The organism is Streptomyces tendae (genome assembly GCF_008632955.1).
Classification (GTDB): Bacteria; Actinomycetota; Actinomycetes; order Streptomycetales; family Streptomycetaceae; genus Streptomyces.
In genome coordinates this window covers 2,103,054-2,128,749 of sequence record NZ_CP043959.1, presented here as the reverse complement: position 1 = coordinate 2,128,749, position 25,696 = coordinate 2,103,054, and the positions used below count along the sequence as shown (strand labels likewise).

The 25,696-nt window shown below is 74.1% G+C and carries 23 protein-coding genes and 2 pseudogenes; 6 read left to right on the top strand and 19 right to left on the bottom strand.

Translation table 11 applies throughout. The annotated features are described in order from the left end of the window. Positions 1–13: 13 nt before the first annotated feature. The gene (locus F3L20_RS09920) at positions 14–457 is read right to left on the bottom strand and encodes a GNAT family N-acetyltransferase (RefSeq protein WP_150153911.1); all 444 of its coding nucleotides are present in this window, start codon (positions 455–457) and stop codon (positions 14–16) included. 40 nt (positions 458–497) lie between these two features. Further along, the gene (locus F3L20_RS09915; protein WP_150153909.1) at positions 498–1,934 is read right to left on the bottom strand and encodes a PLP-dependent aminotransferase family protein; all 1,437 of its coding nucleotides are present in this window, start codon (positions 1,932–1,934) and stop codon (positions 498–500) included. On the opposite strand from F3L20_RS09915, the pseudogene F3L20_RS09910 reads away from it, so the two are divergent. Both F3L20_RS09910 and F3L20_RS09905 read left to right on the top strand, forming a co-directional pair. Continuing rightward, positions 1,933–2,846, top strand: a pseudogene (locus tag F3L20_RS09910) (DMT family transporter). The gene F3L20_RS09915 and the pseudogene F3L20_RS09910 sit on opposite strands and share 2 nt — an antisense overlap. Before the next feature lie 190 nt (positions 2,847–3,036). Next, positions 3,037–3,237 carry a DUF1918 domain-containing protein gene (locus F3L20_RS09905; RefSeq protein WP_150153907.1) on the top strand — a complete coding sequence of 67 codons (201 nt, stop codon included), beginning with the start codon at positions 3,037–3,039 and terminating at the stop codon, positions 3,235–3,237. Here the strand turns inward: F3L20_RS09905 and F3L20_RS09900 are convergent, their stop codons facing one another. Continuing rightward, positions 3,238–4,476: a glycoside hydrolase family 10 protein gene (locus F3L20_RS09900; RefSeq protein ID WP_150153905.1), complete on the bottom strand. Its 1,239-nt coding sequence runs from the start codon at positions 4,474–4,476 to the stop codon at positions 3,238–3,240. It lies immediately after the preceding gene. A 188-nt stretch (positions 4,477–4,664) separates the two neighbouring features. Here F3L20_RS09900 and F3L20_RS09895 point away from each other — a divergent pair, with 188 nt between their 5' ends. Then, positions 4,665–5,525, top strand: coding sequence for a 3-hydroxybutyryl-CoA dehydrogenase (locus tag F3L20_RS09895; protein WP_150153903.1), 861 nt, complete (start codon positions 4,665–4,667; stop codon positions 5,523–5,525). Positions 5,526–5,633: 108 nt separating this feature from the next. On the opposite strand, the gene F3L20_RS09890 is transcribed toward F3L20_RS09895, so the two are convergent. From F3L20_RS09890 to infC, 10 genes are all read right to left on the bottom strand, one after another. Next, entirely contained in the window at positions 5,634–6,161 is a 528-nt protein-coding gene (locus F3L20_RS09890; protein ID WP_150153901.1) for an NUDIX hydrolase, read from the bottom strand. 178 nt (positions 6,162–6,339) lie between these two features. After that, complete coding sequence (locus F3L20_RS09885; RefSeq protein ID WP_150153899.1) at positions 6,340–7,680, bottom strand: transcriptional regulator; 1,341 nt, start codon at positions 7,678–7,680, stop codon at positions 6,340–6,342. A gap of 315 nt (positions 7,681–7,995) precedes the next feature. Further along, complete coding sequence (locus F3L20_RS09880; protein ID WP_150153897.1) at positions 7,996–9,066, bottom strand: PP2C family protein-serine/threonine phosphatase; 1,071 nt, start codon at positions 9,064–9,066, stop codon at positions 7,996–7,998. 472 nt (positions 9,067–9,538) lie between these two features. Then, positions 9,539–12,061 (bottom strand): phenylalanine--tRNA ligase subunit beta, encoded by a 2,523-nt coding sequence (pheT, locus tag F3L20_RS09875; RefSeq protein ID WP_150153895.1) that lies wholly within the window; start codon positions 12,059–12,061, stop codon positions 9,539–9,541. Further along, the gene (pheS, locus tag F3L20_RS09870) at positions 12,061–13,182 is read right to left on the bottom strand and encodes a phenylalanine--tRNA ligase subunit alpha (protein WP_024885133.1); all 1,122 of its coding nucleotides are present in this window, start codon (positions 13,180–13,182) and stop codon (positions 12,061–12,063) included. Before pheS ends, pheT begins: the two co-directional genes overlap by 1 nt. A 203-nt stretch (positions 13,183–13,385) precedes the next feature. Then, positions 13,386–14,531 carry a sensor histidine kinase gene (locus tag F3L20_RS09865; protein WP_150153893.1) on the bottom strand — a complete coding sequence of 382 codons (1,146 nt, stop codon included), beginning with the start codon at positions 14,529–14,531 and terminating at the stop codon, positions 13,386–13,388. A 92-nt stretch (positions 14,532–14,623) separates the two neighbouring features. Beyond that, positions 14,624–15,484, bottom strand: coding sequence for a TrmH family RNA methyltransferase (locus F3L20_RS09860; protein WP_150157279.1), 861 nt, complete (start codon positions 15,482–15,484; stop codon positions 14,624–14,626). Between the two features lie 183 nt (positions 15,485–15,667). Beyond that, entirely contained in the window at positions 15,668–16,051 is a 384-nt protein-coding gene (gene rplT, locus F3L20_RS09855; protein ID WP_004933571.1) for a 50S ribosomal protein L20, read from the bottom strand. A gap of 98 nt (positions 16,052–16,149) precedes the next feature. Continuing rightward, positions 16,150–16,344 carry a 50S ribosomal protein L35 gene (gene rpmI / locus F3L20_RS09850; protein WP_003977225.1) on the bottom strand — a complete coding sequence of 65 codons (195 nt, stop codon included), beginning with the start codon at positions 16,342–16,344 and terminating at the stop codon, positions 16,150–16,152. Positions 16,345–16,453: 109 nt separating this feature from the next. Further along, positions 16,454–17,098 carry a translation initiation factor IF-3 gene (infC, locus tag F3L20_RS09845; protein WP_078540917.1) on the bottom strand — a complete coding sequence of 215 codons (645 nt, stop codon included), beginning with the start codon at positions 17,096–17,098 and terminating at the stop codon, positions 16,454–16,456. A gap of 374 nt (positions 17,099–17,472) precedes the next feature. Between infC and F3L20_RS09840 the strand changes: the two genes are divergently transcribed. Further along, a complete protein-coding gene (locus F3L20_RS09840) occupies positions 17,473–17,850 on the top strand; it encodes a DUF1844 domain-containing protein (RefSeq protein WP_150153891.1) in 378 nt (125 codons plus the stop codon). 42 nt (positions 17,851–17,892) lie between these two features. On the opposite strand, the gene F3L20_RS09835 is transcribed toward F3L20_RS09840, so the two are convergent. After that, complete coding sequence (locus F3L20_RS09835; protein WP_150153889.1) at positions 17,893–18,672, bottom strand: SseB family protein; 780 nt, start codon at positions 18,670–18,672, stop codon at positions 17,893–17,895. 60 nt (positions 18,673–18,732) lie between these two features. On the opposite strand from F3L20_RS09835, the gene F3L20_RS35250 reads away from it, so the two are divergent. Further along, positions 18,733–19,419 carry a serine hydrolase gene (locus tag F3L20_RS35250; RefSeq protein WP_150153887.1) on the top strand — a complete coding sequence of 229 codons (687 nt, stop codon included), beginning with the start codon at positions 18,733–18,735 and terminating at the stop codon, positions 19,417–19,419. On the opposite strand, the gene mycP is transcribed toward F3L20_RS35250, so the two are convergent. Together mycP and F3L20_RS09820 are read right to left on the bottom strand one after the other, a co-directional pair. Continuing rightward, on the bottom strand, positions 19,416–20,579 hold the full coding sequence (mycP, locus tag F3L20_RS09825; protein WP_150153885.1) for a type VII secretion-associated serine protease mycosin: 1,164 nt from the start codon (positions 20,577–20,579) through the stop codon (positions 19,416–19,418). The genes F3L20_RS35250 and mycP overlap by 4 nt on opposite strands. Continuing rightward, complete coding sequence (locus F3L20_RS09820; protein ID WP_240810870.1) at positions 20,576–21,427, bottom strand: hypothetical protein; 852 nt, start codon at positions 21,425–21,427, stop codon at positions 20,576–20,578. The genes mycP and F3L20_RS09820 overlap by 4 nt, the downstream gene beginning before the upstream one ends. Before the next feature lie 966 nt (positions 21,428–22,393). Between F3L20_RS09820 and F3L20_RS09815 the strand changes: the two genes are divergently transcribed. Further along, positions 22,394–23,593 carry an amino acid deaminase/aldolase gene (locus F3L20_RS09815; RefSeq protein WP_150153883.1) on the top strand — a complete coding sequence of 400 codons (1,200 nt, stop codon included), beginning with the start codon at positions 22,394–22,396 and terminating at the stop codon, positions 23,591–23,593. A gap of 10 nt (positions 23,594–23,603) precedes the next feature. Here F3L20_RS09815 and F3L20_RS09810 read toward each other — a convergent pair whose 3' ends face one another. The 3 genes and pseudogenes from F3L20_RS09810 to F3L20_RS09800 all read right to left on the bottom strand — a co-directional run bounded on the left by F3L20_RS09810 (position 23,604) and on the right by F3L20_RS09800 (position 25,692). Continuing rightward, positions 23,604–24,491, bottom strand: a complete 888-nt coding sequence (locus tag F3L20_RS09810; protein ID WP_431193193.1) for a hypothetical protein — start codon at positions 24,489–24,491, stop codon at positions 23,604–23,606. Continuing rightward, positions 24,488–24,820 carry a DUF2510 domain-containing protein gene (locus tag F3L20_RS35245; protein WP_276615868.1) on the bottom strand — a complete coding sequence of 111 codons (333 nt, stop codon included), beginning with the start codon at positions 24,818–24,820 and terminating at the stop codon, positions 24,488–24,490. Before F3L20_RS35245 ends, F3L20_RS09810 begins: the two co-directional genes overlap by 4 nt. Before the next feature lie 92 nt (positions 24,821–24,912). After that, a pseudogene (locus tag F3L20_RS09800) lies at positions 24,913–25,692 on the bottom strand (3-oxoacyl-ACP reductase). Between the last annotated feature and the right edge of the window lie 4 nt (positions 25,693–25,696).

Genomic DNA, 25,696 nt, shown 5'->3' with positions numbered 1-25,696 from the left:
GGTGACACAGTGCTCACGACTGCTCGAAGATGAGCGCCATCCACTGGTCGGGCCGCTCCAGCGGGCGGAACCCCAGCGGCGCGTACACCTCGTGCGCGTCGTGCGTGGCCAGCAGGACCCGCCGTACGCCGTGGTCCCGCACCTCTTCCCGCACCGCGGTGACCATCGCGGTGCCGAGGCCCTTGCCGCGCACGGCCGGGTCGACGTACACGTCGCACAGCCAGGCGAAGGTGGCCCGGTCGGTGATGACCCTGGCATACGCCACCTGGTCGCCCGTGACCGTGTCGTACACGCCGAAGTTGAGCGATCCCGCGATGGCCCGGTCCTGTGTCCCCCGGGAGCGGCCCAGCGCCCAGTACGCGTCGGTGGACAGCCACCGGTGCACCTTCCCGGCGTCGATCCGGGCGGGGTCGGCGGAGATCTCGTAGCCCTCGGGCATGCGGGGGTCGGCAGTCATGCGCCGATGCTCGCAGTTGCCGGCGACGGGCGTCGAGCCCTTATCCCACCACCTGGGACCAGGCCGTACGCAGCCGCTGCACGCCCTCCGTGATCTCCCCGGTGCCCGCCACGGCGGCGAAGCTGAGCCGCAGATGCCCGGCGGGCGGTTCGGCGCTGAAGTAGGGGCGCCCGGGGGTGACGGCGACGCCCGCGCGCAGGGCGGCCCCGGTCAGCGCGGACTCGGACGTGCCGTCGGGCAGCCGTAGCCACAGGTGGTAGCCGCCGGACGGGACGTGCGGGAGGGCGAGGTCCGGCAGGTTCAGGCGCAGCGCTGCGGTCATGGCGTCGCGGCGGCCGCGCAGCGCCGTGGCGACGGCACGCAGATGGCGCGGCCAGGCGGCCGAGCCGACCAGTTCCAGGGTGGCCTCCTGCAGCGGGCGGGGCACGAAGAACGTGTCGACGACCTGGATGGCCCGCAGCCGCTCCAGCACCGGGCCGTGCGCGGCGAGGGCGCTCACCCGGAAGCTGGGCGAGGTGGCCTTGGTGAGCGAGCTGACGTGCACCACCACCCCGTCGGGGTCGTCGGCGGCGAGCGGGCGCGGCAGCGGGCCCGCGTCCTCGTGCACCAGCCGCCGTACGAAGTCGTCCTCGACGACGAAGGCGCCCGCCTGCCGGGCGATGCGCAGCACCTCCGCGCGCCGTTCGGGGGCGAGCACGGCGCCGGTGGGGTTCTGGAACAGCGGCTGGCAGACGAGGACCCGGGCGCCGGAGGCCCGGAACGCGTCGGCGAGCAGTGACGGCCGTACGCCGTCGGCGTCCACCGGGACGGGCACCGGGCGCAGTCCGGCGGCTCGGGCGATGGCCAGCATGCCCGGGTAGGTGGGCGACTCGACGAGGACGGGCGCGCCGGGCGGGGCGAGCGCCCGCAGGGCCGTGGTCAGGGCGGACTGCCCGCCCGAGGTGACCAGCACGCCCGCCGCCGTCACCGGCCCGCCGATGGCGCGGGCGAACCACTCGCGCAGTTCCGGCAGTCCCTCCATGGGCGGCCGCCCCCAGGCTCCCGGTCTGCGCCCGGCGCGGGCCAGCGCCGCCGCCATGGCCCGCTCCGGCTGGAGCGAGGGGTGCAGGTAGCCGCCGTTGAACTCGACCACCCCGGGCGCCGGTGCGGCCAGCGACACCAGCACCCCGGACGCGTCCACCGAGCGCGGTACGAGGTCGGCGGCCCCGTCGGCGCTGAGGGCGACCTCCTGCCACGAGGTGTCCCCGGTGGGCGCCGCCGGGGTGCGGGGTGCGGCACGGAAGGCGCCGGCGCCGGGGCGGGTGACCACCAATCCCTCGGCGGCGAGCCGCGCCAGGGCCCGTGAGACGGTCACCGGGCTGACCCGGAACCGCTCCACCAACGCCCGGCTGGACGGGAGCTTCTCACCGGGAGAGTAGCGGTCCAGCTCCTGTCGCAACTGTTCCGCCAGCTCACCCACGCTGCTACTGTCGTGCATGAGAGCACAGAGTAGCGCTATCACCGCGCCTCCGATAGCAGTCACCGCTCCCCCGCGCAGCCGAGGCTTCGGCACCCTGCAGGCCGCCCTCGGCGTGGTCGCCTTCTCCCTGACCTTCCCGGCCACCGCCTGGGGCCTGGAGGGTTTCGGTCCCTGGTCGCTGGTGGCCGTGCGCAGCGTGCTCGCGGCGGTGATCGCCGGCGGCTGCCTGCTCGCGCTGCGCGTCCGCCGCCGGCCCGCCGCCACTGGCCGGGACTCGCGGTGGTCGCCGCCGGGTGGTGCTGGGCTTCCCCATGCTGACCACGCTGGCCCTGCGGACCTCGACCACCGCGCACGCCGCCGTGGTGGTCGGCCTCCTTCCCCTCACCACGGCGCTGCTGTCGGCCCTGCGGACGGGCGCCCGCCCCTCGCGCACCTTCTGGGCGGCGGCGCTCGTCGGCGCGGCCGCGGTGCTGGCGTTCACGGTGCAGCAGAGCGGGGGCGCGCTGTCCACGGCCGACATGTACCTCTTCGGGGCGCTGCTGATCTGCGCGGCCGGCTACACCGAGGGCGGAAGGCTGGCCGGGCCATGCCGGGTGGCAGGTGATCGGCTGGGCGCTGGTGCTGTGCCTGCCGCTCACCGTGCCCGTCGCCGCGGTCGCCCTGACCGTCGAGCCGGTGTGGCTGACCGCGCACAGCGTCACGGGGCTGCTGTGGGTGGCGGCGGGCTCGCAGTTCCTGGGGCTGATCGCCTGGTACCGGGGCATGGCGGCGATCGGCATCCCCAAGGCGAGCCAGCTGCAGCTGGCTCAGCCGCTGCTCACCCTGGTGTGGTCGGTGCTGCTGCTCGGCGAGCACCTGCCGCTGGCGGCCCCGTTGACGGCGGCCGCGGTCCTGGTGTGCATCGCGGTCACCCAGCGGGCGCGGGGGTAGCCCGGGGCCCGGCGGGGGGCGCGTGACGGCCCGCGGCCGACTGCGCCCTCGCCGCGGAACCGGGGCCCCCGCCGTGGAACCGGGGGCCCCGTCGTGGAACCGGCTCGTCCGCCGTAGAGCCGGGGCGCGGCCCCCGCCGTAGACTCGAAGGGCATGGACCGCTGCTCCCGCGCGTGGTGAGGAGGCGAAGATGCGCGCAACCGAGGGTGACCGTCTTGTCCAGCACGGCAGGGTGGTCGGCCAGCACGACAAGGCCGGCGAGATCGTCGAAGTGCTCGGCCGGGAGGGCAACCCGCCCTACCGGGTCCGCTTCGAGGACGGGCACGAGGGTGTCTGCTCGCCCGGTCCCGACACCGAGATCCGGCACCGGGAGAGCATGACCCGGCACTGATCAGGCCGGGGGGCCGGCCGGCCGGCCGTAGTGGTCGGCGACCACCCGCGCCATCGCCCCGACCGGATCGGCCGTCACCTCACGCGCCGCGAAGAAGACGTGTCCCCGCGCCTGCGGGTGGCGCTTCGCCAGCGTGAGGTGACGGGACAGCTCGGCCGGATCGCCCCAGGCCGCCGACTGCGCCGGGTCCCCGCCTTGTACAGCGCCTCCCCGCGTACAGCTGGTCTTCGTGCCCCGGACGACCTCGGCCCACCACGGAAGCAGCTTGGCGTAGTCCGCGACGGCGAAGCCGATGTTCCAGTACAGCTGCGGGCAGATGTAGTCGATCCAGTTCTCCGCGGCCCAGGTGCGGGTGTCCGCGTGCAGGTCGTCGTACGACTGCACGCCCGCGCGGGTGTCGGAGCCGCGCGGGTCCACGTCGGCGTTGCGCCACACCCCGAACGGGCTGATGCCGAAGCGGGTGCCGGGCCGGATCGCCCTGATCCCCTCGGCCGTCTCCCGCACCAGCCGGTCGACGTTGTCCCGCCGCCAGGCCGCCCGGTCCGGGAAGGCGCCGCCGTGGCGGTCGTACGTCTCGTCGTCGTCGAAGGTCTGGCCGGCCACCGGGTACGGGTAGAAGTAGTCGTCGAAGTGGACGCCGTCGACCGGGTAGCGGCGCACCGCGTCCAGCATCGCCTCCCGCACGAAGGCCCGGACCTCGGGCAGCCCCGGGTCGTAGTACAGCTTGCCGCCGTACGGGATCACCCAGCCGGGGTTGCGGCGGGCGGGGTGGGAGGCGGCGAGCCGGGCGGGGTCGGTGTGCAGGGCCACCCGGTAGGGGTTGAACCAGGCGTGCAGGTGGAGGCCGCGGGCGTGCGCCTCCTCGACGGCGGTGCCGAGCGGGTCCCAGCCGGGGTGCGTGCCCTGGGTACCGGTGAGGTACTGCGACCACGGCTCGTACGGGGAGGGCCACAGCGCGTCGGCGGTGGGCCGCACCTGGAGGATCACGGTGTTGAGGCGGGCGCGGACGGCCGTGTCGAGGTGGGCGGTCAGCTCGGCGCGCTGCCGGTCGGCACCCAGGCCGGGGCGTGAGGGCCAGTCGCGGTTGGTGACGGTGGCCACCCACATCCCCCGCATCTCGCCGCTCGCCGCACCGCCCCGGCCCGGGGCGCCCGCCGCGCCCGGCTCCGGCCGCGGGGCGGCGGACGCCCCCGGCACCGCCAGGGCGGCGAGCGCCGCCGCGAAGCTCCTGCGTGACACCCGCACCCCTCGTCCCCCTTGGACATCTGTCGTGAACCGCTCGGAACTGCCTGGTCGGGGCGGTGTCCCGGCCAGGATGCCGCACCCCCGCGATCGATCATCGATACTTCGGAGTAACGTGCTCGAACGGAGCAGGCGCCGGGACCCGGCACCCTGCCACAGCCGTAAGCAGGAGCGAAAGGGACGATGTGACCGACATCGAACGCGTCGGAGTGGTGGGCTGCGGTCAGATGGGCGCGGGAATCGCCGAGGTGTGCGCCCGGGCCGGGCTGGACGTCAAGGTCGCCGAGACCACCGGCGAAGCCCTGGAGATCGGCCGTACCCGGCTGTTCAACTCCCTGTCGAAGGCGGCGGAGCGCGGCAAGATCAGCGAGGAGGAGCTGGCCTCCACCCAGGCCCGGCTGACCTTCACCACGGACCTCGGCGAGTTCGCCGACCGTGATCTGGTGATCGAGGCCGTGGTCGAGAACGAGCAGGTGAAGACGGAGATCTTCCAGGTGCTCGACCAGGTGGTGACCCGCCCCGACGCGATCCTGGCGTCGAACACCTCCTCCATCCCGCTGGTGAAGCTGGCCGTCGCCACCTCCCGGCCGGACCACGTCATCGGCATCCACTTCTTCAACCCGGCCCCGGTGCAGAAGCTGGTCGAGCTGATCCCGGCGCTCACCACCTCCGAGGGCACACTGAGCCGCGCGCAGGTTTTCACCGAGAAGGTGCTGGGCAAGCACGCGATCCGCGCCCAGGACCGCTCCGGCTTCGTGGTGAACGCGCTGCTGATCCCGTACCTGCTGTCCGCGATCCGGATGTTCGAGTCCGGCATCGCCAGCCGTGAGGACATCGACAACGGCATGGAGATGGGCTGCGCCCACCCGATGGGCCCGCTCAAGCTCGCCGACCTGATCGGCCTGGACACGGTCGCCTCGGTCGCGTATTCGATGTACGAGGAGTACAAGGAGCCCCTGTACGCCGCTCCCCCGCTGCTCCAGCGCATGGTGGACGCGGGCCGGCTGGGCCGGAAGACCGGGTCGGGCTTCTACGCCTACGAGTGACCTCCCAGACAGCGGGCCCCTTGCCGGACACCCGGCTCGGGGCCCGCTGTCGCGTCCCGGAAGCCGGCCGCGCCTCCTGGGCCTGCCGGAGTCCGTCCGGCCCGCTTCCTAGAGGCGCAGATGGTGGAGGAGGAGCAGGGCCGCCGCCATGTTGGCCGCCGGGACCTCGCCGCGGGCGATCAGGTCGGGGACCAGTTTCAGGGGCACCCACTCGCGGCGGTCCGACTCGAAGTCGTCCACCGGGTGGCCGAGGTACTCGCCCTCGTCGGACCAGTAGATGTGGTGCCGGGCGTCGGTGAGGCCGTTGGACGGCTCCACGGTCATGAGGTGGTGCAGGGGGCCGGGCCGCCAGCCGGTCTCCTCCTCCAGCTCCCGCGCCGCCGCCACGGCGACGTCCTCGCCGTCCTCCACGACGCCCGCCGCGAGCTCCCACCCCCAGCTGTCGGTGATGAAGCGGTGCCGCCACAGCAGCAGGACCTCGTTGGCGTCGTTCACCACCGTGGCCACGGCGACCGGCCTGAGCCGTATGAGGAAGTGGTCGAGGTGACGGCCGTCCGGCAGTTCGACATCGGCGAGATTGACGCTGAACCAGCGATTTGCGTACACAGGTTGCTCGTTTTGTTTCGTCCACTGCATGCTTCTGCCGCCTTCCGATGAGTAAGGGGCAATATCGCAGCCGTGAGGGCCGTGCAGCAGGCGCACGGGAGGCCGCCCGTGACGCAGGGGAAGGCGCGGCGGAGGCACGCGCCGGGCGCGGTGTGCCGCGGATACGGTCCCGGCCGCCCGCCGTACGCCGGAGCCGGGGCGCGGGTGCCTACAGCGGTACCCGCAGCGCCCCGTCGATGAGTTCGGCCGCCTCCGCGGTGCCCGGACAGCCGCTGCGCACCAGGTGCTCGCGCACCGCCCGCAGCCGGTCGCGCAGTCGCTGCGACTCCATGCCGCGGGCCTGCTCGGCCATCTGCACCGCGACGGCCACCGCCCGGTCGGCATTGCCCTGACGCAGTTCGATGGTGCTCAGCATGGCCAGCCGGTGCACCCGGCCCCGGTCGTGCGCCGGGTTGTCCACGGCCGCCGCCGCGTGCTCCCACGCCGCCGCCAGCTCGCCGAGGCTCAACAGCGCCTCCGCCACTTGCACGTTGACCAGGCCGGGCTGGACATAGCCGGTCTCGTCGGGCTCGTGGCCGCGCCGGATGCGCTCGGCGGACCGCTCGGCCCGCCGGATGCGGGACAGCGCGCTCGTGCCGTCGCCGAGGTGCGCGTACGCCTTGGCCTGCATCGCGTACAGGTCCGAGGCCAGTGCCGGGGTGATGTCGGCCCCGGCGGTGCGCAGCGCGGCCTCCGCGAAGGCGACGGCCTGCCGGAACTCCCGCATGAACAGCGACTGGTTGACGAGCAGGGCGATCACGTAGGCGCCGAGGCCCCGGTCGCCGCTGGCCTTGGCCAGCCGCAGCGCCTGGTGGAAGTAGCGCTGGGCGAGGCCGTGCGCGTCGGAGTCGTAGGCACAGATGCCGGCGATGGCGACCAATCCGCCGGTGGCCCGGTGCAGTTGACGGCCCATGGCGTCGGTGTAGCTGCCGCGCAGCAGCGGGGCCGCCTCCGCGTTGAGGAAGCCGACGATCCGGGCGCGGGTCGCCATGCCTCCGGCCTTGCGGTACAGCTGCTCGTAGTGGGCGCGGGCGGCGCGCAGCATGTCCAGGTCGCCGAGGGTGACCCGGTGCGGGCCGCCGCGGGAGACGTCGACGTCCTCGGGCGGGTTCTCCCACTCCCACACGGGCATCACGGCCGGGGTGCCGGTGACCGCGGGGGCGCCGAGCAGATGCGGGCGGCCCTGCTGGTCGGAGCGCCACAGCGCGGTCGCCCGCTCGACGAAGCCGGAGAGGGTGCCGGTGTGCGGGGCGGACGGTCCGCCGGGGACTCCGAGACCGATGTCGTCAAGGGTGACCGGGCGGCGCAGGCGGGCGGCGAGCACCTCGCAGATCAGGTCGGGCACCTGGCCCCGCGGACGCTGCCCCTTCAGCCAGCGGGCCACGGCGGTGTGTTCGTACCGCAGCGTCAGGCCACGTGCCCGGCCGGCCTGGTTGACGCGCGCGGCCAGTCCCGCGTGGGAGACCCCCGCCTCGTCCAGGATCGCGTCGAGGAGAGTGTTGGGCTGCATCTCGGCCCCCCGTTGGCTCGGTGCGGACAGACTAGTGGCTGCGCGTTCACACGGGGTGTGAACGGAGTGCCCGCATCCGTAGTGTGCGCGCGCTGTCGCGGAGCGTGCCCGGCCGGTTGACTGAAATGCCTCGAAAGAGGCCGGCCGGGCCGCCGGCTCCCCCTCGTACAGTGCGGCGGCCCGTTTTCCCGCCGTCCGCCCGGCTGCCTGCCCGACACTCCGTGGCCGGGCGGACGGCCCGCCGGCCTCGCATGCCGGCCCCAGGCTCTGTCGTTCGCATCAGGCCCGCGAGCCCGGCCCGATCCGAACGATCGGCTAGCGGTCGGCGGTGGCCGAGCGGGGGACGGAGTGGGTCTGACGCACGGGCGAGGAGCAGCGCTCGTTCCTGAGGATCAGCAGCGCCACGTCGTCCTTCGGCGGGCCGGCGGTGTGCCGCAGCAGCGCCGCGAGCACCGTGCGCAGTACCACCTGGGGAGTCTGCGGACGCTCGCGCGCGGCCTCGGCGAGGACGCCCCGCAGCGGGAAGAAGCGGCCCTCGGCGTCCCGCGCCTCCTCCGCGCCGTCGGTGTGCAGGACGAGGGTGTCGCCGGGGCGCAGCCTGCCGGGGGCCGTGGTGGGCAGCTCGCCGGGAAGCGGGAACGGGCCGAGGGGCGGGAGGGGCTCGGCCCCGGTGAGCGGTTCCGCGCCCGCGCCGGTCAGCAGGTACGGCCAGGGGTGCCCGCAGTTGAGGACGCGCACCTCCCCGTCCGGGAGGATCTCCAGCAGCAGGACGGTGACGAACTCCTCGGCGACCGGGGTGCCGGCGCCGTCCGCCGGTTCGTGCTCGCCGTGCGCCCGCTCGCGCAGGTGCCGGTCCAGGGCCCGCTCCAGTCGGCGCAGCACCCCGGCCAGGTCCGGCTCGTCGTGGGCGGCCTCGCGGAAACTGCCGAGGACGGCGGCGCCGGTGCGGACGGCGCCGAGGCCGTGGCCGCGGACGTCGCCGATGACCGCGCGTACGCCGTGCTCGGTGGCCGTCACCTCGTACAGGTCGCCGCCGATGCGGGCTCCCCGGTCGGCGGAGAGGTGCACGGCGGCGACGGCCAGCCCGTCGACCCGGGGCGGCGGGGGCCTCAGCAGCACGCTTTGCGCGGCCTCGGCGATCCGCCGGGCCTGCCGTACCTCACGCAGCATGCGGCGCCGGATGTGCAGCAGAATGCCGGTGCCGACCGCGCACAGGACGGCGCTGCTGACCAGGCGCGCGCCGATGGCGTCGTCCCGGGCGAGCGGGCAGGTCAGCCGGTAGGCGACGGCGACGGCGCCCCAGGCCGTGGGCACCGCGAGGGAGCGCACCCGTGACAGGAGCCGGGGTCGCACCCCTCGGGGAGCCCCGGGCTTGAAGCGGATCATGCCGATGGCCCCCCAAATAGGCCCGGACAGCGCAGACCGGCCTCGAGAGGCCGGTCCGATTCTGTCGAGCGTTACCCCCGATCCAGCCGCATCACCCGGCTCAGTCACCCGAACGAGTGAGTAACCGGTGGGAGGCTGACGTTCCGCCTGCTGACCAGCCCTGACATGCCCGCGCCGACCCCCGCATATGCCCGAAGCGGAACCGTCCCTCCGGCCCCTGAGGACGCCCAGAACCCCAACGCCCCCTCCGCAGGCCGTCACCCGCACCGGGTACGGCCCCTCCGCGCCGCGCCCACAAAGCTCCGGCAGCCGGGTACCACGGCCCGCCGTCCGACGGCACCCCGGCGGGCCCGTCGCCCCACCGCCACACCGGGCCGTCCCCACCGCCCCGCCCCGAACGCACATCGGGGCCGGCCGCAAGGCGTGCTGCCTTGTGACCGGCCCCTGCGCGAACGCGGGAGAGCGCGCGGCGTCAGCCGCGGAGTACCGCCCCCGTGCGGTCCGTCGCCAGGGCGACGGCCGCCTCGCGGGCCGCGGACGCCTCGTCGACGGTCAGCGTCCGGTCGTCCGCGCGGAAGCGCAGCGCGTACGCCAGCGACTTGCGGCCCTCGCCCAGCTGCTCGGCGTTCTCGTACACGTCGAACAGGCGGATGGACTCCAGCAGTTCGCCGGCGCCCTCACGCAGCGCGGCCTCCACGTCCGCGGCGGGCACGAACGCGTCGACGACCAGCGCGACGTCCTGCGTGGCGACCGGGAAGGTGGAGATGGACGGCGCCTGCGGGACGGTGTCGCCGATCCGCTCCAGGACGTCCAGGTCCAGCTCCATCGCGCAGGCACGCCCGGGCAGACCCAGCGCCTTCAGCACACGCGGGTGCAGCTCACCGGCGTGGCCGACGACGCGCTCGGCGCCGTCGACGGTGGCGGTCAGCTCGGCGCAGCGGCCCGGGTGCCACGGCCCGTACTGCCCCTTGCAGATGCCGAGTTCGGCGCCGGCCTCGCGGGCGACGGTCCGGGCGGCCTCGACCGCGTCGGCCCAGTCGGCCGGGCGGCCCTTGCCCCACCAGCCGGCCTGCTCGCGGGCGCCGGCCATGACCACGGCGACGTGCCGGGGCTGGTCGGGCAGCGCGGCGTTCAGCGCGGCGATGTCGTCGGTGCTGGGCCGACGGTCGACGGACAGGTCCGCGGCGACCTTGGCCGTGTCCCGCGGCTGGAAGACCAGGCCGGTCTCGAACAGCGCCAGGTCGTGCGAGCCGCGGCCGTCGTTGCGGCGCAGCGCGGCGAGCAACCCCGGCAGCAGCGAGGTGCGCAGCGCGGGCTCCTCGTCGCTGAGCGGGTTGACCAGCTTGACCACGCGGCGGGCCGGGTCGTCGGCGTCCAGGCCGAGCTGGTCGAAGACGTGCTCGCTGACGAACGGGTAGTTCGGCGCCTCCACGTAACCGGCCCCGGCCAGCGCCCGCCCGATGCGGCGGTGCAGCCGCTGGCGGCCGGTCAGGCCGCGGCCGGCGGGCGGCCTGGGCAGGGTGGAGGGCAGGTTCTCGTAGCCCTCCAGCCGGATGACCTCTTCGGCGAGGTCGTTCGGGTCGGTGAGGTCGGGCCGCCAGGACGGCACGGTGACGATGAGTTCGTCCTGGCCGTAGACGTCGCAGCCGACCTCCTGGAGACGGCGGACGACGGTCTCGCGGCCGTAGGCCACACCGGCGACCTTGTCCGGGTGGTCGGCGGCCATATTGATGGTGTGCGGCGCGCTCGGGGCGACGACCTCGGTGACGCCCGCCTCGGCGGTGCCGCCCGCGAGCAGCACCAGCAGGTCGACGGTGCGCTGCGCGGCGGCCGCCGCGGCCTGCGGGTCCACGCCGCGCTCGAAGCGGCGGGACGCCTCGGAGGACAGCTTGTGGCGGCGGGCGGTGCGCGCGATGGACACCTGGTCGAAGTGTGCGGCCTCGATGACCACGTCGGTCGTCGCGGCACCGCCCTCCGCGGAGACCTCGTGGTCGGCGATCTCGGTGTCGGCGCCGCCCATGACTCCGGCGAGGCCGATCGGACCGCGGTCGTCGGTGATGACGAGGTCCTCGGCGTGCAGCTTCCGCTCGACGCCGTCGAGGGTGACGATCTTCTCGCCCTCCTGGGCGCGGCGGACGCCGATGGTGCCCTGGACCTGGTGGCGGTCGTAGGCGTGCAGCGGCTGGCCGAGCTCCATCATCACGTAGTTGGTGACGTCGACGGCGAGCGAGATCGGGCGCATGCCGACCTTCTGCAGGCGCCGCTGGAGCCAGATCGGGGAACGCGCCTCGGGGCTGAGGCCGGTCACCGTGCGGGCGGTGAAGCGGTCGCAGCCGACCGGGTCGGAGACCTTCACCGGGTAGCCGAAGGCGTTGGGGCCGGGTACGTCGAGCAAGGCCGGGTCGCGCAGCGGCAGGCCGTAGGCGATGGCGGTCTCGCGGGCGACGCCGCGGATGGACAGGCAGTCGCCGCGGTTGGCGGTGACGGCGATGTCCAGGACCTCGTCGACCAGTTCGAGCAGCTCGACGGCGTCCGTACCGACCTCGGTCTCCGGCGGCAGCACGATGATGCCGTGGGTGCCGTCGTCGCCCATGCCCAGCTCGTCGCTGGAGCAGATCATGCCGTGCGAGACCTTGCCGTAGGTCTTGCGGGCGCTGATCGAGAAGCCCCCGGGCAGGGTGGCGCCGGGCAGGACCACGACGACCTTGTCGCCGACGGCGAAGTTGCGGGCGCCGCAGACGATCTCCTGGGGCTCACCGGTGCCGTTGGCCTGGCCGACGTCGACGGTGCAGAAGCGGATCGGCTTCTTGAAGCCCTCGAGCTCCTCGACGGTCAGCACCTGGCCGACGACCAGGGGGCCCTTGAGGTCGGCGCCGAGGTGCTCGACGGTCTCGACCTCGAGGCCGGCCGAAATCAGCTTGGCCTGCACGTCACGGCCGGTCTCGGTGGCCGGCAGGTCGACGTACTCCCGCAGCCAGGAAAGCGGGACCCGCATCAGATCTCCATCCCGAACGGCCGGGTGAACCGGACGTCACCCTCGACCATGTCTCGCATGTCTTCGACGTTGTGGCGGAACATCAGCATCCGCTCGATGCCGAACCCGAAGGCGAAGCCGCTGTACTTCTCCGGGTCGACGCCGCAGGCGGTGAGCACCCGCGGGTTGACCATGCCGCAGCCGCCGAGCTCGATCCAGCCCTCGCTGGAGCAGGTGCGGCAGGGCCGGTCGGGGTTGCCGACGGACGCGCCCTTGCAGACGTAGCAGAGCATGTCCATCTCGGCGGACGGCTCGGTGAAGGGGAAGAAGTTCGGCCGCAGCCGGGTCTTCATCTCCGCGCCGAACAGCGACTGCACCATGTGGTCCAGGGTGCCCTTGAGGTCCGCCATGGTCAGGCCCTCGTCCACGGCGAGCAGCTCGACCTGGTGGAACACCGGCGTGTGCGTGGCGTCCAGCTCGTCGGTGCGGTAGACCCGGCCGGGGCAGATCACGTAGACCGGCAGCTCGCGGTCGAGCAGGGAGCGGACCTGCACGGGCGAGGTGTGGGTACGCAGCACGACACCGGACTCGGTGCCGCCTTCCGGGCCCTGCACGAAGAACGTGTCGGCCTCGCCTCGGGCCGGGTGGTCCGGGCCGATGTTCAGGGCGTCGAAGTTGAACCACTCGGCCTCGACCTCGGGGCCCTCGGCGACCTCGTAGCCCATGGCCACGAAGATGTCCTCGATGCGCTCGGAGAGGGTGGTGAGCGGGTGCCGGGCGCCGGCCGGGACGCGGTCGTGGGGCAGCGTGACGTCCACGGCCTCCTCGACCAGGACGCGCGCGTCGCGCTCGGCCTCCAGCTCGGCCTGGCGGGCGGCGAACGCCTTGTTCACGGCACCGCGCGCCTGGCCGACGCGCTTGCCGGCCTCGGCCTTGGCGTGCGGGGGCAGGGCGCCGATCTCGCGGTTGGCCAGGGCCAGCGGGGAGGTGCCGCCGGTGTGGGCGACCTTGGCCTCCTGGAGCGCGTCGAGGGAGTCCGCGGCGGCGAAGGCGGCGAGCGCCTCGTCCCGCATGCGCTCGATCTCTTCCGGTTTCAACGCCTCGACCTCGACAGGGTCGTACGACTTATTCGGTGCCGACATCTCTTCCCGTGCTTCCGGTTGTCCCCCAGCTGTCGCTGGGAGGGGCCCCAAGGGCGATGGTCCCCGTCATCGACTCGTGGACGAATGGTCCGTCGCGCGTCTGCTCGGCGTCGCGGCTTTCCGTCCTCGGGACGCAAAGGTGCCAAGGGCCGAGTCTAACGGGGTGGGGGAACGCGAAGGCGCCCGTGGGGGCCGCCTGCGTCTCAGGTGAGATACGCGGGGGCCGCCACGGGCAACGTAAATCGGAACTCGGCGCCGCCGCCGGGGGCGCGTCCGACCGTGATGGTGCCGCCGTGGGCCTCGACGATGCCCTTGACGATGTACAGCCCGAGTCCCGTGCCACCGCGCTTGCTGCCTCGCCAGAAGCGGGTGAAGACGCGGTTCATGGACTCCTCCGGGATGCCGGGCCCCTCGTCGCTGACGGTGACCGACGTGGCTGCGGGTTCGGCGTGCTCGCGGTCACGCGGGGACGCCGAGGGTGTGATGTCGATGGTGACGGTTCCCTCGCCGTGACGCACGGCATTTTCCAGCAGGTTGCTCAGCACCTGGTCGATCTTGTCGGGATCGGCCCACAGCGCGGGCAGCGGATGCTGCACCCGCAGCAGGAACCGGTCCGCCGCCTGCCCGGCGGCGACGTGGGCCTGGATGTGCCGGCCCACGGCGGCCCCGATGTCGACCGGCTGGCGGCGCACCTCCAGACGCCCGGAGTCGATGCGGGATATGTCGAGCAGCTCGGCGATCAGCCGGGTGACGCGGTCGGCGTCGGCGTCGACGGTCTCCAGCATGAGCCGCTTCTGGTCGTCGGTGAAGCGTTCCCACTTGGCGAGGAGGGTGGCGGTGAAGCCCTTGACCGAGGTGAGCGGGGAGCGCAGTTCGTGCGCGACGGTCGCGATCAGCTCGGCGTGACTGCGCTCGGTGCGGCGGCGTGCCTCGGTGTCGCGCAGGGTGACGACGACTCGGCGGACGGGCCCGGTGGGGCGGGTGCGCACGTAGCGGGCGGAGACCAGGACCTCACGGCCGCCGGGCAGCAGGAGGTTGCGCTCGGGCTGGCCGACCCGGATGGCGAGGCCGCCGTAGGGGTCGGTGAGCTGCCACCAGCGGCGTCCCTCCAGGTCCTCTAACGGCAGCGCGGTCTCCAGGGACCGTCCGAGGGCCTGCTCGGCGGGGACGGCGGTGATGCGGACGGCGGCGGCGTTGAAGCAGATCACCCGTCCCCGCTCGTCGGCGACGACGAGTCCGTCGGGCAGCTGGTCGGGGTCGATGCCGAGGCCGGCGAGGTCACCGGGCCGGGGCGCGGGCGGGCGCTCCGTGCGCTGTGCTCCCGGTGCGCTGCTCGTGCCGACGCTCATCCCCGTACCCCACCTCTCGGAACGTCCTCGGGGCGCCCCGTCCTCGGGCCCCGGCCGAGAGCTTGGGGAGGGTCCCCGAGCTGGTCAGCCTACTAGCTCCCGGTGACGGAACGGGACCCTCCGGCGGCGCGCTGTGCACGTGCCGACGCGTAGAGACATACGGCGGCGGCGGTGGCGAGGTTCAGACTCTCCGCCTTTCCGTGGATGGGCACCCGGACGACGGCGTCGGTGAGGGCGCGGGTCTCCTCGGGCAGCCCCCACGCCTCGTTGCCGAACACCCAGGCGGTGGGGCCGCCCATGGTGCCCTTGTCGAGCTCCTCGTCGAGGTCCCGGTCGCCCGCCCCGTCGGCGGCGAGCAGCCGTACGCCGGCGTCGCGCAGTCCGGCGACGGCCCGCTCGACGGGCACGTTCACGGCGACGGGCAGGTGGAAGTGGGAGCCGACGGAGGCGCGGACGGCCTTGGGGTTGTACAGGTCGACGGAGGCGTCGGTGAGGACGACGGCGTCGGCCCCGGCGGCGTCGGCGCAGCGCAGTACGGTGCCGGCGTTGCCGGGGTCGCGCACGTTGGCGAGGACGGCGACCAGGCGGGGCCGGGCGGCGAGGATCTCCTCGAACGGGGTGTCCAGGAAACGGCACACGCCCACCAGGCCCTGCGGGGTGACGGTGGTGGAGATGTCGGCGACGACCTGCTCGGAGGCGAGGTGGACGCGGGCGCCTGCGTCCCGGGCGGCGCCGATGATGTCGGCGTAGCGCTCGGCGGCCTCGGGGGTGGCGAACAGCTCGACGAGCGTGGCGGTGTCCTGGGTGCGGTGCGCGGCGGCCTCGCGGACGGCCTGCGGCCCCTCGGCGAGGAACAGCCGTTCCTTCCCCCGGAAGTTCCGCTTGGCGAGCCGCCGCGCGGCACTCACCCGGGCGGAACGGGGAGAGATCAGCTCAGGACCGACGGACACCATTTCAGTCACCTTCAACTTCTCGACCGAGGGCCGGCACCACACCCTCAGGGGCGCGGGGAACTGCGCGACCGGCCACCACCAACCCGCAGCCGACGAGCCGGCCGGGGCAACGACACAGCACGGGACCCGCAGGCCGAAGCCTGCGGGTCCCGGAGATCAGAACGTCGGCCGAGGCCGACGACCTCACGCAGCCTTGGGCGCGTTCACGTCCGCGGGCAGCGCCTTCTGCGCGACCTCGACGAGCGCGGCGAAGGCGGTGGCGTCGTTGACGGCCAGCTCGGCCAGGATCTTGCGGTCGACCTCGACGTTGGCGGCCTTCAGACCCTGGATGAAGCGGTTGTAGGTGATGCCGTTGGCGCGGGCAGCGGCGTTGATGCGCTGGATCCACAGCTGACGGAAGTCGCCCTTGCGCTTCTTGCGGTCGTTGTAGTTGTAGACCAGCGAGTGGGTGACCTGCTCCTTGGCCTTGCGGTACAGGCGCGAACGCTGACCGCGGTAGCCGGAGGCCTGCTCGAGGATCGCCCGGCGCTTCTTGTGGGCGTTGACTGCCCGCTTGACGCGTGCCACTTGTTAACTCCTTGTAGCGGGGCCGTGGTGGTGCTCACACGGCCCGAAATCGATTGGGTCCCGGTCTGACGTACGTACGGCGCTCGCGCGCCGGGGCGTCACTTGCCGAGAAGCTTCTTGATCTTCGCGGCGTCGCCCGGGGCCATCTCGGCGTTGCCGGTGAGGCGACGCGTCACGCGGGACGACTTGTGCTCGAGCAGGTGGCGCTTGCCGGCACGCTCGCGGAGCACCTTGCCGGAGCCGGTGATCTTGAAGCGCTTGCTGGCACCGCTGTGCGACTTGTTCTTCGGCATAGCGCCGTTCTCTCCTCGTCGGTGGCGCTCCTGTGCCCGGTCGTGAAACCGGGCACGGTGGAGCGTCGTACTTGTTCGGGTTGCTTCCTGGGGCTGGCGCCCCGGGGAGTCACGCCTCGGCCGGCTCCTCGGCCGCCTGCACGGAGTCCGCGTCCGCGGCGTTCTGCGACTTGCCGGGGTTGGCCTTCGCTTCTGCCTTGCGGGCTTCCTGTGCCTGGCGGGCCTCGGCCATCGCCTCGGTCTTCTTCTTGTGCGGACCGAGAACCATGATCATGTTGCGGCCGTCCTGCTTCGGGTTCGACTCCACGAACCCGAGGTCGGCCACGTCCTCCGCGAGACGCTGCAGCAGTCGGTAGCCGAGTTCTGGCCGGGACTGCTCGCGACCACGGAACATGATCGTGATCTTGACCTTGTCGCCCTGCTTGAGGAACCGGACGACGTGACCCTTCTTGGTGTCGTAGTCGTGCGGGTCGATCTTCGGCCGGAGCTTCATCTCCTTGATGACCGTGTGCGCCTGGTTCTTGCGCGCCTCACGGGCCTTCATGGCCGACTCGTACTTGAACTTCCCGTAGTCCATGAGCTTGCACACGGGCGGACGGGCGTTCGCCGCGACCTCCACGAGGTCGAGGTCGTACTCCTGCGCAAGCTCCAGGGCCTTGGCAAGCGGGACAATCCCGACCTGCTCGCCGCTGGGACCGACAAGTCGCACCTCGGGAACGCGAATCCGGTCGTTGATGCGGGGCTCGGCGCTGATGGATCCTCCTCGGTAGCACCACGCGACGGTCTGGCGGACAGCCGCGTAACGTCTCTGTTCTTATGAGACCTAACCGCGCCGAAACACAAAAAATGCCCCGGACGATCACAGGCGGGGCTCCTCGAACTACCGGAGCACCGCCGCGGGGACCGCGGGGCGCGCTTTCGGGCTGATCGCCGACTCGGGGACGGGACCGCCTGACCGGTGACCCGCCGCCCTGAGGGCGGCCAGGTGGGAGTTCAAGGCCTCCACTTGTGGGCCGGGCCAGTGCGCCGTGAGGCATACGGGTCCGACCGGTCGCCCACCAGATTACCAGGATCGCTTGACAAGGGCTAACCGGAGGGCGCCGGACGCCACCGCCTATCGTGTGGGGCATGAGTGAGACCTCCCCCTCGGACACCCCCGAGACCCCCGGCAACCCCGACTTCGACGCCATGGCCCGCGACATCGCGGAGGTCCCGGCGGTCGAGGTGATCGTGACGGTCGCCGTCAACCTGATGAGCGCCGCCGCCGTGAAGCTCGGCCTGACCGAGGAGGGCGACAAGTACAAGGACCTCGACGAGGCCCGCAAGCTGGTGCACGCGCTGGCCGGTCTGCTGGACGCCTCGGCGACCGAGATCAGCTCCTTCCACGCGGCACCGCTGCGGGACGGCCTGAAGTCGCTGCAGCTCGCCTTCCGCGAGGCCTCCGTGGTCCCGGACGAGCCGGGGCAGGGGCCGGGCGAGAAGTACACGGGCGCGATCTACGGCTGACCGTCGGGCGTCCCTCCGCCGGGGCGCGCCCGCTCCGTCTTCTCAGTCACGTACGTACAGGGGCTCGCCGGGCGGCGTCACCTCGGCCGGCAGGACTGCCAGGTCGAGGCCGCGCACCAGGCGGGCCCTCAGTGTCTCGTCGGCGGCGAGCCGCTGTGCCACGGCGCGGGCGGCCTCGGCGACCTGCGCGGCCGGGTCGAGGACCAGGGCGAGGGTGCCGTCGGCCTGCCCCGGCCCGAGGTGGGCGCGCAGCACGGCGGGCTCGGCGGCGACGGCGGCCCGTACGGCCTCGACGACGGCGGGGTCCCGGAGCGGGTCGGTACTGGTACGGCCCTCGGCGAGGGCGAGCAGCGTGGGCCCGGTCAGTTCGAAGGGCACGGGGCCGGCGAGGTCGAGGACCACCGTGTCCGCCTTCTCGTGGGCGGCGGCCTGGAGCGCCTGGTGCAGCGGTACGGCCACGGGGCGGGCGTCCGCGTCCCAGCGGGCGAGCGCGTCGGTGGAGGTGAACGCGGGCAGCGCGGTGCGGCCGCCGGCCTTCAGGGTGGGCACGGCCATGTCGCTGGTCTTCTCGCGGCGCAGCCCGGCCCCCCGACGCCCGCCGCCCCCCTTCCCAGGAGCTTCGCGCCCCTCTTCGTCGTCCTCCTCGACCTCTCCGAGCAGGGCCACGACGGGGACGAGCAGCCGGGCGTCCTTGAGCGCCTCCAGGACCGGTCCGACGGCGTTGCCGTCCTCGGCCCAGGCGGCGAGCGCGGCGCTCAGCCGGGGGTCGGCGGTTCCGTCGTCGTCGCGGAAGGGGGAGTCGGGAATGTTCTTGTTCGCCACGGTCACCGACCTTAGCGGCCGTGCGGGGGTCGCTCGGACGCGGGCGGGAGGGAGCGCGAGATGACGGACGGGCCGAGGGTGTCGGCGGCGGCGCTGGATCTGGCGAGCGGGGAGACGTACACCTCGGGCGAGGGGGTCTTCGTGACCGCGAGCGTCGTGAAGGTGGACATCCTGACCGCGCTGCTGCTCCGCTCGCGGGACGCGGGCCGGGATCTCACCGCCGCCGAGCGGGCACACGCGGAGGCGATGATCGTGCGCAGCGACAACGACGCGGCGACGGCACTGTGGCAGGTCGTCGGGCGGGCTGCCGGCCTGGACGCGGCGTGCGACCGCCTCGGCCTGACCCGCACCGTGGCCGACGCGCGCTGGGGGCTGACCCGGACCACGGCCGGGGACCGCGTGGCGTTGCTGCGGCTGCTCTTCGCGCCGGACGGGGATGCGGACGCGGTACTGGACGCGCCGGCGCGGGCGTACCTACGAGGGCTGATGGAGCGGGTCGTGCCGGAACAGGCCTGGGGCGTTCCGGTCCTGGCCGACCCGGGGAACGGAGGGGCCGTGAAGAACGGCTGGCTGCCCCGGGACGCGACCGGCCTGTGGGTCGTGAACAGCACGGGGTGCGTGACGGCCGGCGGCCGGGTGTGTGCGGTGGCGGTGCTGTCGGACGGGCACGCGTCGATGGCGGAAGGGGTGGCGCGGGTGGAGGAGGCGGCGTGGGAGGCCGTGGACGTCCTGGCGGGGCGCTCCTAGGAGTTCTCGTTCTCGGGGCGGCGGGCGCGCCACAGGACCACCGCGGCGACCAGGAGGACGCCGCCGGCGCCGCCCGCCAGGGGCGCGGCCCAGTCGGCGGTGTCGTCGCCGGGGGTGTCGGCGTCCGGGCCGGGGCCGAAGTACTCGTCCCCGTAGGCAGCGGCCTTCAGTCCCTCGGGCTTCAGCCGGCCGGCGGCCTCGATCGCGGCGGCCGGGTCGACGAAGCCGAAGCCGCGGGAGTCGTCGCGCCCGGCGGCGGGGGCGTTGCGGGCGGTGTCCTCCAGGAGCCGTTTGATCTGGGCCGGGGTCAGGTCCGGGTGCGCCGACCTCACCAGGGCGACGGCTCCGGAGACGAACGCGGCGGCGGCGCTGGTGCCCAGCCTCGTAGTACTTGTGGTCGGGTCGGCGATGATCACGTCGACGCCGGGGGCGCTGACGGTGGCGTACCAGCGGCGGGTGGAGAAGGGGGCGCGGGTGCCGTAGCGGTCGACGGCGGTGGCGGCGATGACACCCGGGTAGGCCGCCGGGTAGGAGATCCGGTCGCCCTTCTCGCCGCCGTTGCCCGCGGAGGCGACGACGACCACGCCCTTGCGCAGGGCGTACTGGATGGCCTCGTCCTCGCCGGGTTCGGGGTGCGCGGAGGCGGAGTCGTCGCCGAGCGAGAGGTTGATGACGTCGGCGCCGTGGTCGGCGGCCCAGCGGATGCCTTCGGCGAGGGCGTTGCCGCGGGTGCTGCGGGCCTTGGCGCGGGCCGGGTCCTTGTCCTCGAGGATGACGCGAACGGGGAGGATCTTCGCCTCCGGTGCCACGCCCAGGACGCCGTCGCCGTTGCCCGGGCCATGGCCGTGACCGGCGATGATGCCGGCCATGGCGGTGCCGTGGCGGGCCCAGGCCTCGTCGCCTTCGCGGGCGCCGAAGCCGACCAGGTCCTTGCCGGCCAGGACGTTGCCGTCGAGGTCGGGGTGGTCGGCCTCGACGCCGGTGTCCAGGACGGCGACGGTGACGCCGGCGCCGCGCGTGGTGTTCCACGCCCGGTCGGTGTGCAGGGCGTCGAGGCCCCACTGCCGGTCGCGGATGGCGTCGGCGTGCGCGGCGGTCACGGGGACCAGCACCAGGGCGGCGGCGAGCAGGCCGCCGAGGGCGGCGGGGCGCTTCCTCATGACGGACGCTCCGTGGCGCTTCCGGCCCGCTTGCGCAGGGCGCGTTCGAACCGGTCGGCGAGGCCCCGGGCCTCGTGGCCGAGGCCCGCCTGGGCGGGGGCGGTGGTGGCTCCGGCCCGCATGGCGTCCTCGGCGGGCTGGGGCTCGTCGACGGTACGGCCGTCGGACCAGCCGGAGACGGCGTAGACGACGACCGGGGCGTCGGTGAGCACGGAGATCGCCCAGGAGGCGCGCTGCTCGCGGCCGAAACCCTCGGCCGCGGTGCCCTTGGCGGCGTACGGCAGCGGGACGAGGTCGCCGCGGCGGTCCAGGCGTTCGCGGTCGAAGCGGCCGGCCAGGGCCTTCATGCCTGCCGCGTCGGCCTCGGTGAACAGCAGGCCGACGGTGGTGACGTGACTCCGGGTGGCGTCGGTGTAGGTGGCGCGCAGCAGGCGTTCGCAGCCGACGGGGGTGAGGACGCGGGTGAGCAGGGCGTCGAAGGCGCCCTTGCAGCCGCTGTCGGGGGCGACGGCGATCCGGGTCCAGACCCGGTCGGCCTCGCCGGGGCCCGCTCCGCCGCCCTGGACCGTGGGCGGGAACAACTGGTCGACGGGGACGTCGTGCCACAGGTCCCCGGCGACGGTGAAGGCGTGCCGGGTGCCGGGTCCCTCGGGGCCGTCGGCGAGCCAGGCACCGGTGACGGCGCCGCCGATCAGGCCGGCACCGAGGACCAGGCAGACCGCGGCGGCCACGACCTGCGCACGGGTGCGCCGGGCGAACGGGCGCGACGGTCCGCCCCCGTCGTACCTCCCGGGCTCCCCGAAGGAGATCACGGTGGGGCGCCCGCCGGGGACGCCGCCGGGCGCCATGGGGGCGCTCCAGGACAGCGCGGGGTCCGGTTCGGCGGCGCGGTGCGGGGCGGGGGTGCCGGTGCGGTCGGCGGGCGCGGTCCCGCGGGCCGGGGGTGCCGTCGGGCCTCGGGGGCGGCGGGGGGTACGGGCGCAGCCGGGCCGTCGTCTCCGACGGGGTCTCGGCGCCGGGGTGTACGGCGGGACGCGGAGGTACCGAGGGGGCGGGAGGCGCGGAGTCCGGCGAGGGCATGCCCCGGCCGACGGTGGGCGGGGCGTCGGGGAACCGGGCGGAGGCCTGCGGCGGCGGGGGCGCGGCAGGGCGGGGGTGCCGGGGTGCCGATACGAGGGAAACGCGGGCCCGGGACGTCAGCGCCGTGACCGCTCGTTCCCTTAGGGGACTTGGCGCTTCCGGCGTTCGAGGTGCGGGGTCCGGGGCGGAGCCCCGCGCTCGGCCGGCCGCACCCGTGCCCCCGGGAACACCGGCCGCCGAAGGAACGTCGGCCGGCACGCCCGGCGCGTCACCGTCGCGTCCGTCCGCCGTCCGCTCGGCGGATTCGACGGGTGCGGAGGCGCGCGGCGTCCTGGGGTCGAAGAGGCCGGGGCCGCCCGAGGTACGCGCGCGGACGTCGGGAGGGGAGGCGGGGGCCGGGGGCTGGGCCGGGAGCGGCGGGACCGAGGGACGCGGGGGAAGGGAGGCGCGGCGCGCTTCCGTGCTCATGCACCCCCGTTTCCTCGTGCCCGGCCGAACCTCGCCCGCGGCCGGCGTATCGCTGTCCAGTGGCCGGGCGCGGACACGTCCCGGGCACAGATACCCGCGCGGCGGGCGCGTCATCCGCCCGGACGACCGGGCCGGCCCCGTACCGCCGTGCGTGCGCGTCACTCTACGGCGTGCGGCGCGCCGAACGGGAACCAGTCCGCAGGCCCGCGGCATCTGCCCGGAACGTCCCTCTACCCTGCGGTAATCCGGTCTGGCAGGCTTCGGTCATGACTGCGCGCGCCGCCGACCGGGCCCGTTACGACCGGGCCACCGCCCAGCTCGACGCCCCCGTCGCGATCGTGGATCTCGATGCCTTCGACGCCAACGCGGACGATCTGGTCCGCCGTGCCGGGGGCAAACCGATCCGGGTCGCCAGCAAGTCCGTGCGCTGCCGGGCGCTGCTCGAACGGGTCCTGGCCCGCGAGGGGTTCGCGGGGATCATGTCGTTCACCCTCGCCGAGTCGCTGTGGCTGGCCCGCTCCGGTTTCGACGACGTCCTGCTCGCCTACCCCTCGGCCGACCGTGCCGGGTACGCCGAACTCGCCGCCGACCCCAAGCTCGCCGCGGCCGTCACCGTCATGGTCGACGACCCGGCGCAGCTGGACCTGATCGACGCCGCGCGGGAGGGCGGCGGCGAAGTGGTGCGCGTGTGCCTGGAGTTGGACACGTCGCTCAGGCTGCTGGGCGGGCGGGTGCGGGTCGGCGCCCGGCGCTCCCGCTGCACTCCCCGCCCAGGTCGCCGAAGTGGCCGCGCGGTGGCCCGGCGACCGGGTTTCGAGGTCGTCGGCATCATGGCGTACGAGGGTCATGTGGCCGGTGTCGGTGACGCGGTGGCCGGGCGGCCGCTGCGGTCCCGTGCGGTGCGGCTGATGCAGGCCGCCGCGCGGCGTGAACTCGCCGAGCGGCGCGCGGCGGTGGTGCGGGCGGTACGGGAGGTCGTGCCGGACCTGGAGTTCGTCAACGGCGGCGGTACGGGCAGCGTGCAGCACACGGCGGCGGAGGACGCGGTGACCGAGATCGCGGCAGGGTCGGGGCTGTACGTGCCGCGGCTGTTCGACAACTACACGTCGTTCACGGGCCGTCCGGCCGCGCTGTTCGCCCTGCCGGTCGTACGGCGGCCCGGGGTCGGCGTGGTGACGGTGCTGGGCGGGGGCTATCCGGCCTCCGGCGCGCCCGGCGCGGACCGGCTGCCCGTGCCGTACCTGCCCGAGGGCCTGCGCTACGACCCGCAGGAGGGAGCCGGCGAGGTGCAGACGCCGCTGCTGGGGCCGGTCGCGGACGATCTGCTGATCGGCGACAAGGTGTGGTTCCGGCACGCCAAGGCGGGTGAGCTGTGCGAACGCTTCGACGCGCTGCACCTGGTGGAGGGGGACGCCGTCACGGCGACCGTGCCGACGTACCGGGGTGAGGGGCGGACGTTCCTGTAAGGGCTCGGTCTCAGTCGTCCGGGCCGATGCTGCTGCCGACCCCGCCGCCGGAGGCCTGGTCGGCGACCGAACGGATGCCCTTGGTGATGCGGTCCATGTCGGCGAGGGGCGGGCCGTCGGGGCCGGCCTCGAAGACGAACCGGACGAGGACCGGGGACTCGGTGCCGACGCTGGACGGGAACACCAGCGACTGCACGTAGCCGCCGGGGCCCTCGCCGGTGGTCACCTGCCAGCGCACGAGGTATCCGGCGCGGCCCGCCACCGCGACCGGGCCCGCCTTGACGACCTGGTGGGACTTCATGCCGCCGTAGGGGCGGTTGCCGAGGGTGTCCTCGTCGAAGGCCGCCTCGGCCGCGTCGGAGATGTCCGCCTCGGCGAGTGCCCGGGGCGAGGACTCGTCGGTCGCGGTCACCGTGCGGGAGAGGACGAGGCCGCCGCGGCAGAGGGAGCCCTCGCCGGGGCAGTCGTGGGTGCCGTCGGTGGTCATGACGGCGTCCTTCTCGACCACGTGCTGCGGCCGGACCCAGCCGTCGAGGAGCGGGAAGGTGACGCCGTTGAGCTCGTCCTCGACGACCCCTTCGTCCTCGGGTCCGGGCTCGGTCGTGGCGGGTGAGGGGGTCGGGGGCGTCGGCCGGGTCTCCGGGGCGGAGACCGTGGACGTCGCGACGGTCCCGGCGCGCGGGTCGTCCTCGCCGCCGGTGAGCAGCAGCGCCCCGGCGACGACGGCGGCGACCAGTACGGCCCCGGCGGCGGTCAGGGCGACGGCCCTGGCACCGTTCGAGCCGCCGGTACCACCGGTACCGCCGGGCGCGCCCGGAGCGCCGGCCCCTCCTGGGGCCCCGGACCCGGCCGGGCTCCCGTAGGCACCCGGCCCGCCGGGTCCGCCGAAGCCGCTCAGGGCGGCAGGCCCGCCGGGACCGCCGGGCCCACCCAGGGCACCCGGGGCACCGAAACCGCCCGAACCGCCGGCCCGCCAGGAGCACCCGGGCTGCCCGGCGCGCCGTAACCACCCGCGGGGACAGGCCCCCGGGCCGCCCGGAGTACTCGCCCGCCGAACGCGCGCGAACCGCTCGGTGCGCCCGGCCCGTCGGACGCACCCGTGCCGCCGGTTCCCGCAGGTCCGCCCCCGCCCGCCGCGGGCGTCTGCGCCTGGGGAACCTGCGGCGCGGCCGCAGCCGGCGTGCGGCGGTGGTCCGTCCAGGCCGTGCCGTCCCACCAGCGCTCCAGGTGCGGGGCGTGCGGGTCGCGGTACCAGCCGGGCGGGGCGTCATGCTCATCCGGGCACTGTAACGACGGGCGCCGTCACCGGGTGCCGCCCGCTACAGCGGTGTGACGTACGCCCCGAGATGCCCCGTCCACGAGGAAGTCGGTGGCGTTGACGAAGGAGGAGTCGTCGCTGGCGAGGAAGGCGACGGCGGCGGCGATCTCCTCGGCCTCGGCGAACCGGCCGAGCGGGATGTGCACCAGCCGGCGCGCGGCCCGCTCCGGGTCCTTGGCGAACAGCTCCCGCAGCAGCGGGGTGTTGACCGGCCCGGGGCACAGCGCGTTGACCCGGATGCCCTCACGGGCGAACTGCACGCCGAGCTCCCGGGACATGGCGAGGACGCCGCCCTTGGAGGCGGTGTACGAGATCTGCGAGGTGGCCGCGCCATCCGGGCGACGAAGGACGCGGTGTTGATGATGGAGCCGCTGCCCTGCTCCCGCATGTAGGGGATGGCGGCCTTGCAGCACAGGTAGACGGACGTGAGGTTGACCTCCTGGACGCGCTTCCAGGCCTCCAGGCCCGTCTCCAGGATGGAGTCGTCGTCGGGCGGCGAGATCCCCGCGTTGTTGAAGGCGACGTCGACGCTGCCGTACGTCTCGTACGCGGTGCGGAACAGCGCCTCGACCTGCTCGGGGTCGGTGACGTCCGTGTTCACGAAGATCCCGCCGGTCTCCTCGGCGGCGGCCTTGCCGCGCACCTCGTCGACCTCCGCGCAGACGACGTTCGCCCCCTCGGAGGCGAGCCGGCGCGCGGACGCGAGCCCGATGCCGCTGCCGGCTCCGGTGACGACGGCGGTGCGGCCGGTCAGGCGGCGGCAGATGATGTCCTCGCTCATGTGC

Excerpts from the sequence above, each read along its gene's own strand:
- F3L20_RS09860 (WP_150157279.1), bottom strand. The coding sequence starts at position 15,484 with ATGGTGTCCGTCGGTCCTGAGCTGATCTCTCCCCGTTCCGCCCGGGTG.
- F3L20_RS09840 (WP_150153891.1), top strand. The coding sequence starts at position 17,473 with ATGAGTGAGACCTCCCCCTCGGACACCCCCGAGACCCCCGGCAACCCC.
- pheS (WP_024885133.1), bottom strand. The coding sequence starts at position 13,182 with ATGTCGGCACCGAATAAGTCGTACGACCCTGTCGAGGTCGAGGCGTTG.
- F3L20_RS09815 (WP_150153883.1), top strand. The coding sequence starts at position 22,394 with ATGACTGCGCGCGCCGCCGACCGGGCCCGTTACGACCGGGCCACCGCC.
- F3L20_RS09915 (WP_150153909.1), bottom strand. The coding sequence starts at position 1,934 with ATGCACGACAGTAGCAGCGTGGGTGAGCTGGCGGAACAGTTGCGACAG.
- F3L20_RS09890 (WP_150153901.1), bottom strand. The coding sequence starts at position 6,161 with ATGCAGTGGACGAAACAAAACGAGCAACCTGTGTACGCAAATCGCTGG.
- pheT (WP_150153895.1), bottom strand. The coding sequence starts at position 12,061 with ATGCGGGTCCCGCTTTCCTGGCTGCGGGAGTACGTCGACCTGCCGGCC.
- F3L20_RS09920 (WP_150153911.1), bottom strand. The coding sequence starts at position 457 with ATGACTGCCGACCCCCGCATGCCCGAGGGCTACGAGATCTCCGCCGAC.
- F3L20_RS09865 (WP_150153893.1), bottom strand. The coding sequence starts at position 14,531 with ATGAGCGTCGGCACGAGCAGCGCACCGGGAGCACAGCGCACGGAGCGC.
- F3L20_RS09885 (WP_150153899.1), bottom strand. The coding sequence starts at position 7,680 with ATGCAGCCCAACACTCTCCTCGACGCGATCCTGGACGAGGCGGGGGTC.
- mycP (WP_150153885.1), bottom strand. The coding sequence starts at position 20,579 with ATGAGGAAGCGCCCCGCCGCCCTCGGCGGCCTGCTCGCCGCCGCCCTG.
- F3L20_RS09880 (WP_150153897.1), bottom strand. The coding sequence starts at position 9,066 with ATGATCCGCTTCAAGCCCGGGGCTCCCCGAGGGGTGCGACCCCGGCTC.
- F3L20_RS09905 (WP_150153907.1), top strand. The coding sequence starts at position 3,037 with ATGCGCGCAACCGAGGGTGACCGTCTTGTCCAGCACGGCAGGGTGGTC.
- F3L20_RS35250 (WP_150153887.1), top strand. The coding sequence starts at position 18,733 with ATGACGGACGGGCCGAGGGTGTCGGCGGCGGCGCTGGATCTGGCGAGC.
- F3L20_RS09820 (WP_240810870.1), bottom strand. The coding sequence starts at position 21,427 with ATGGCGCCCGGCGGCGTCCCCGGCGGGCGCCCCACCGTGATCTCCTTC.
- rpmI (WP_003977225.1), bottom strand. The coding sequence starts at position 16,344 with ATGCCGAAGAACAAGTCGCACAGCGGTGCCAGCAAGCGCTTCAAGATC.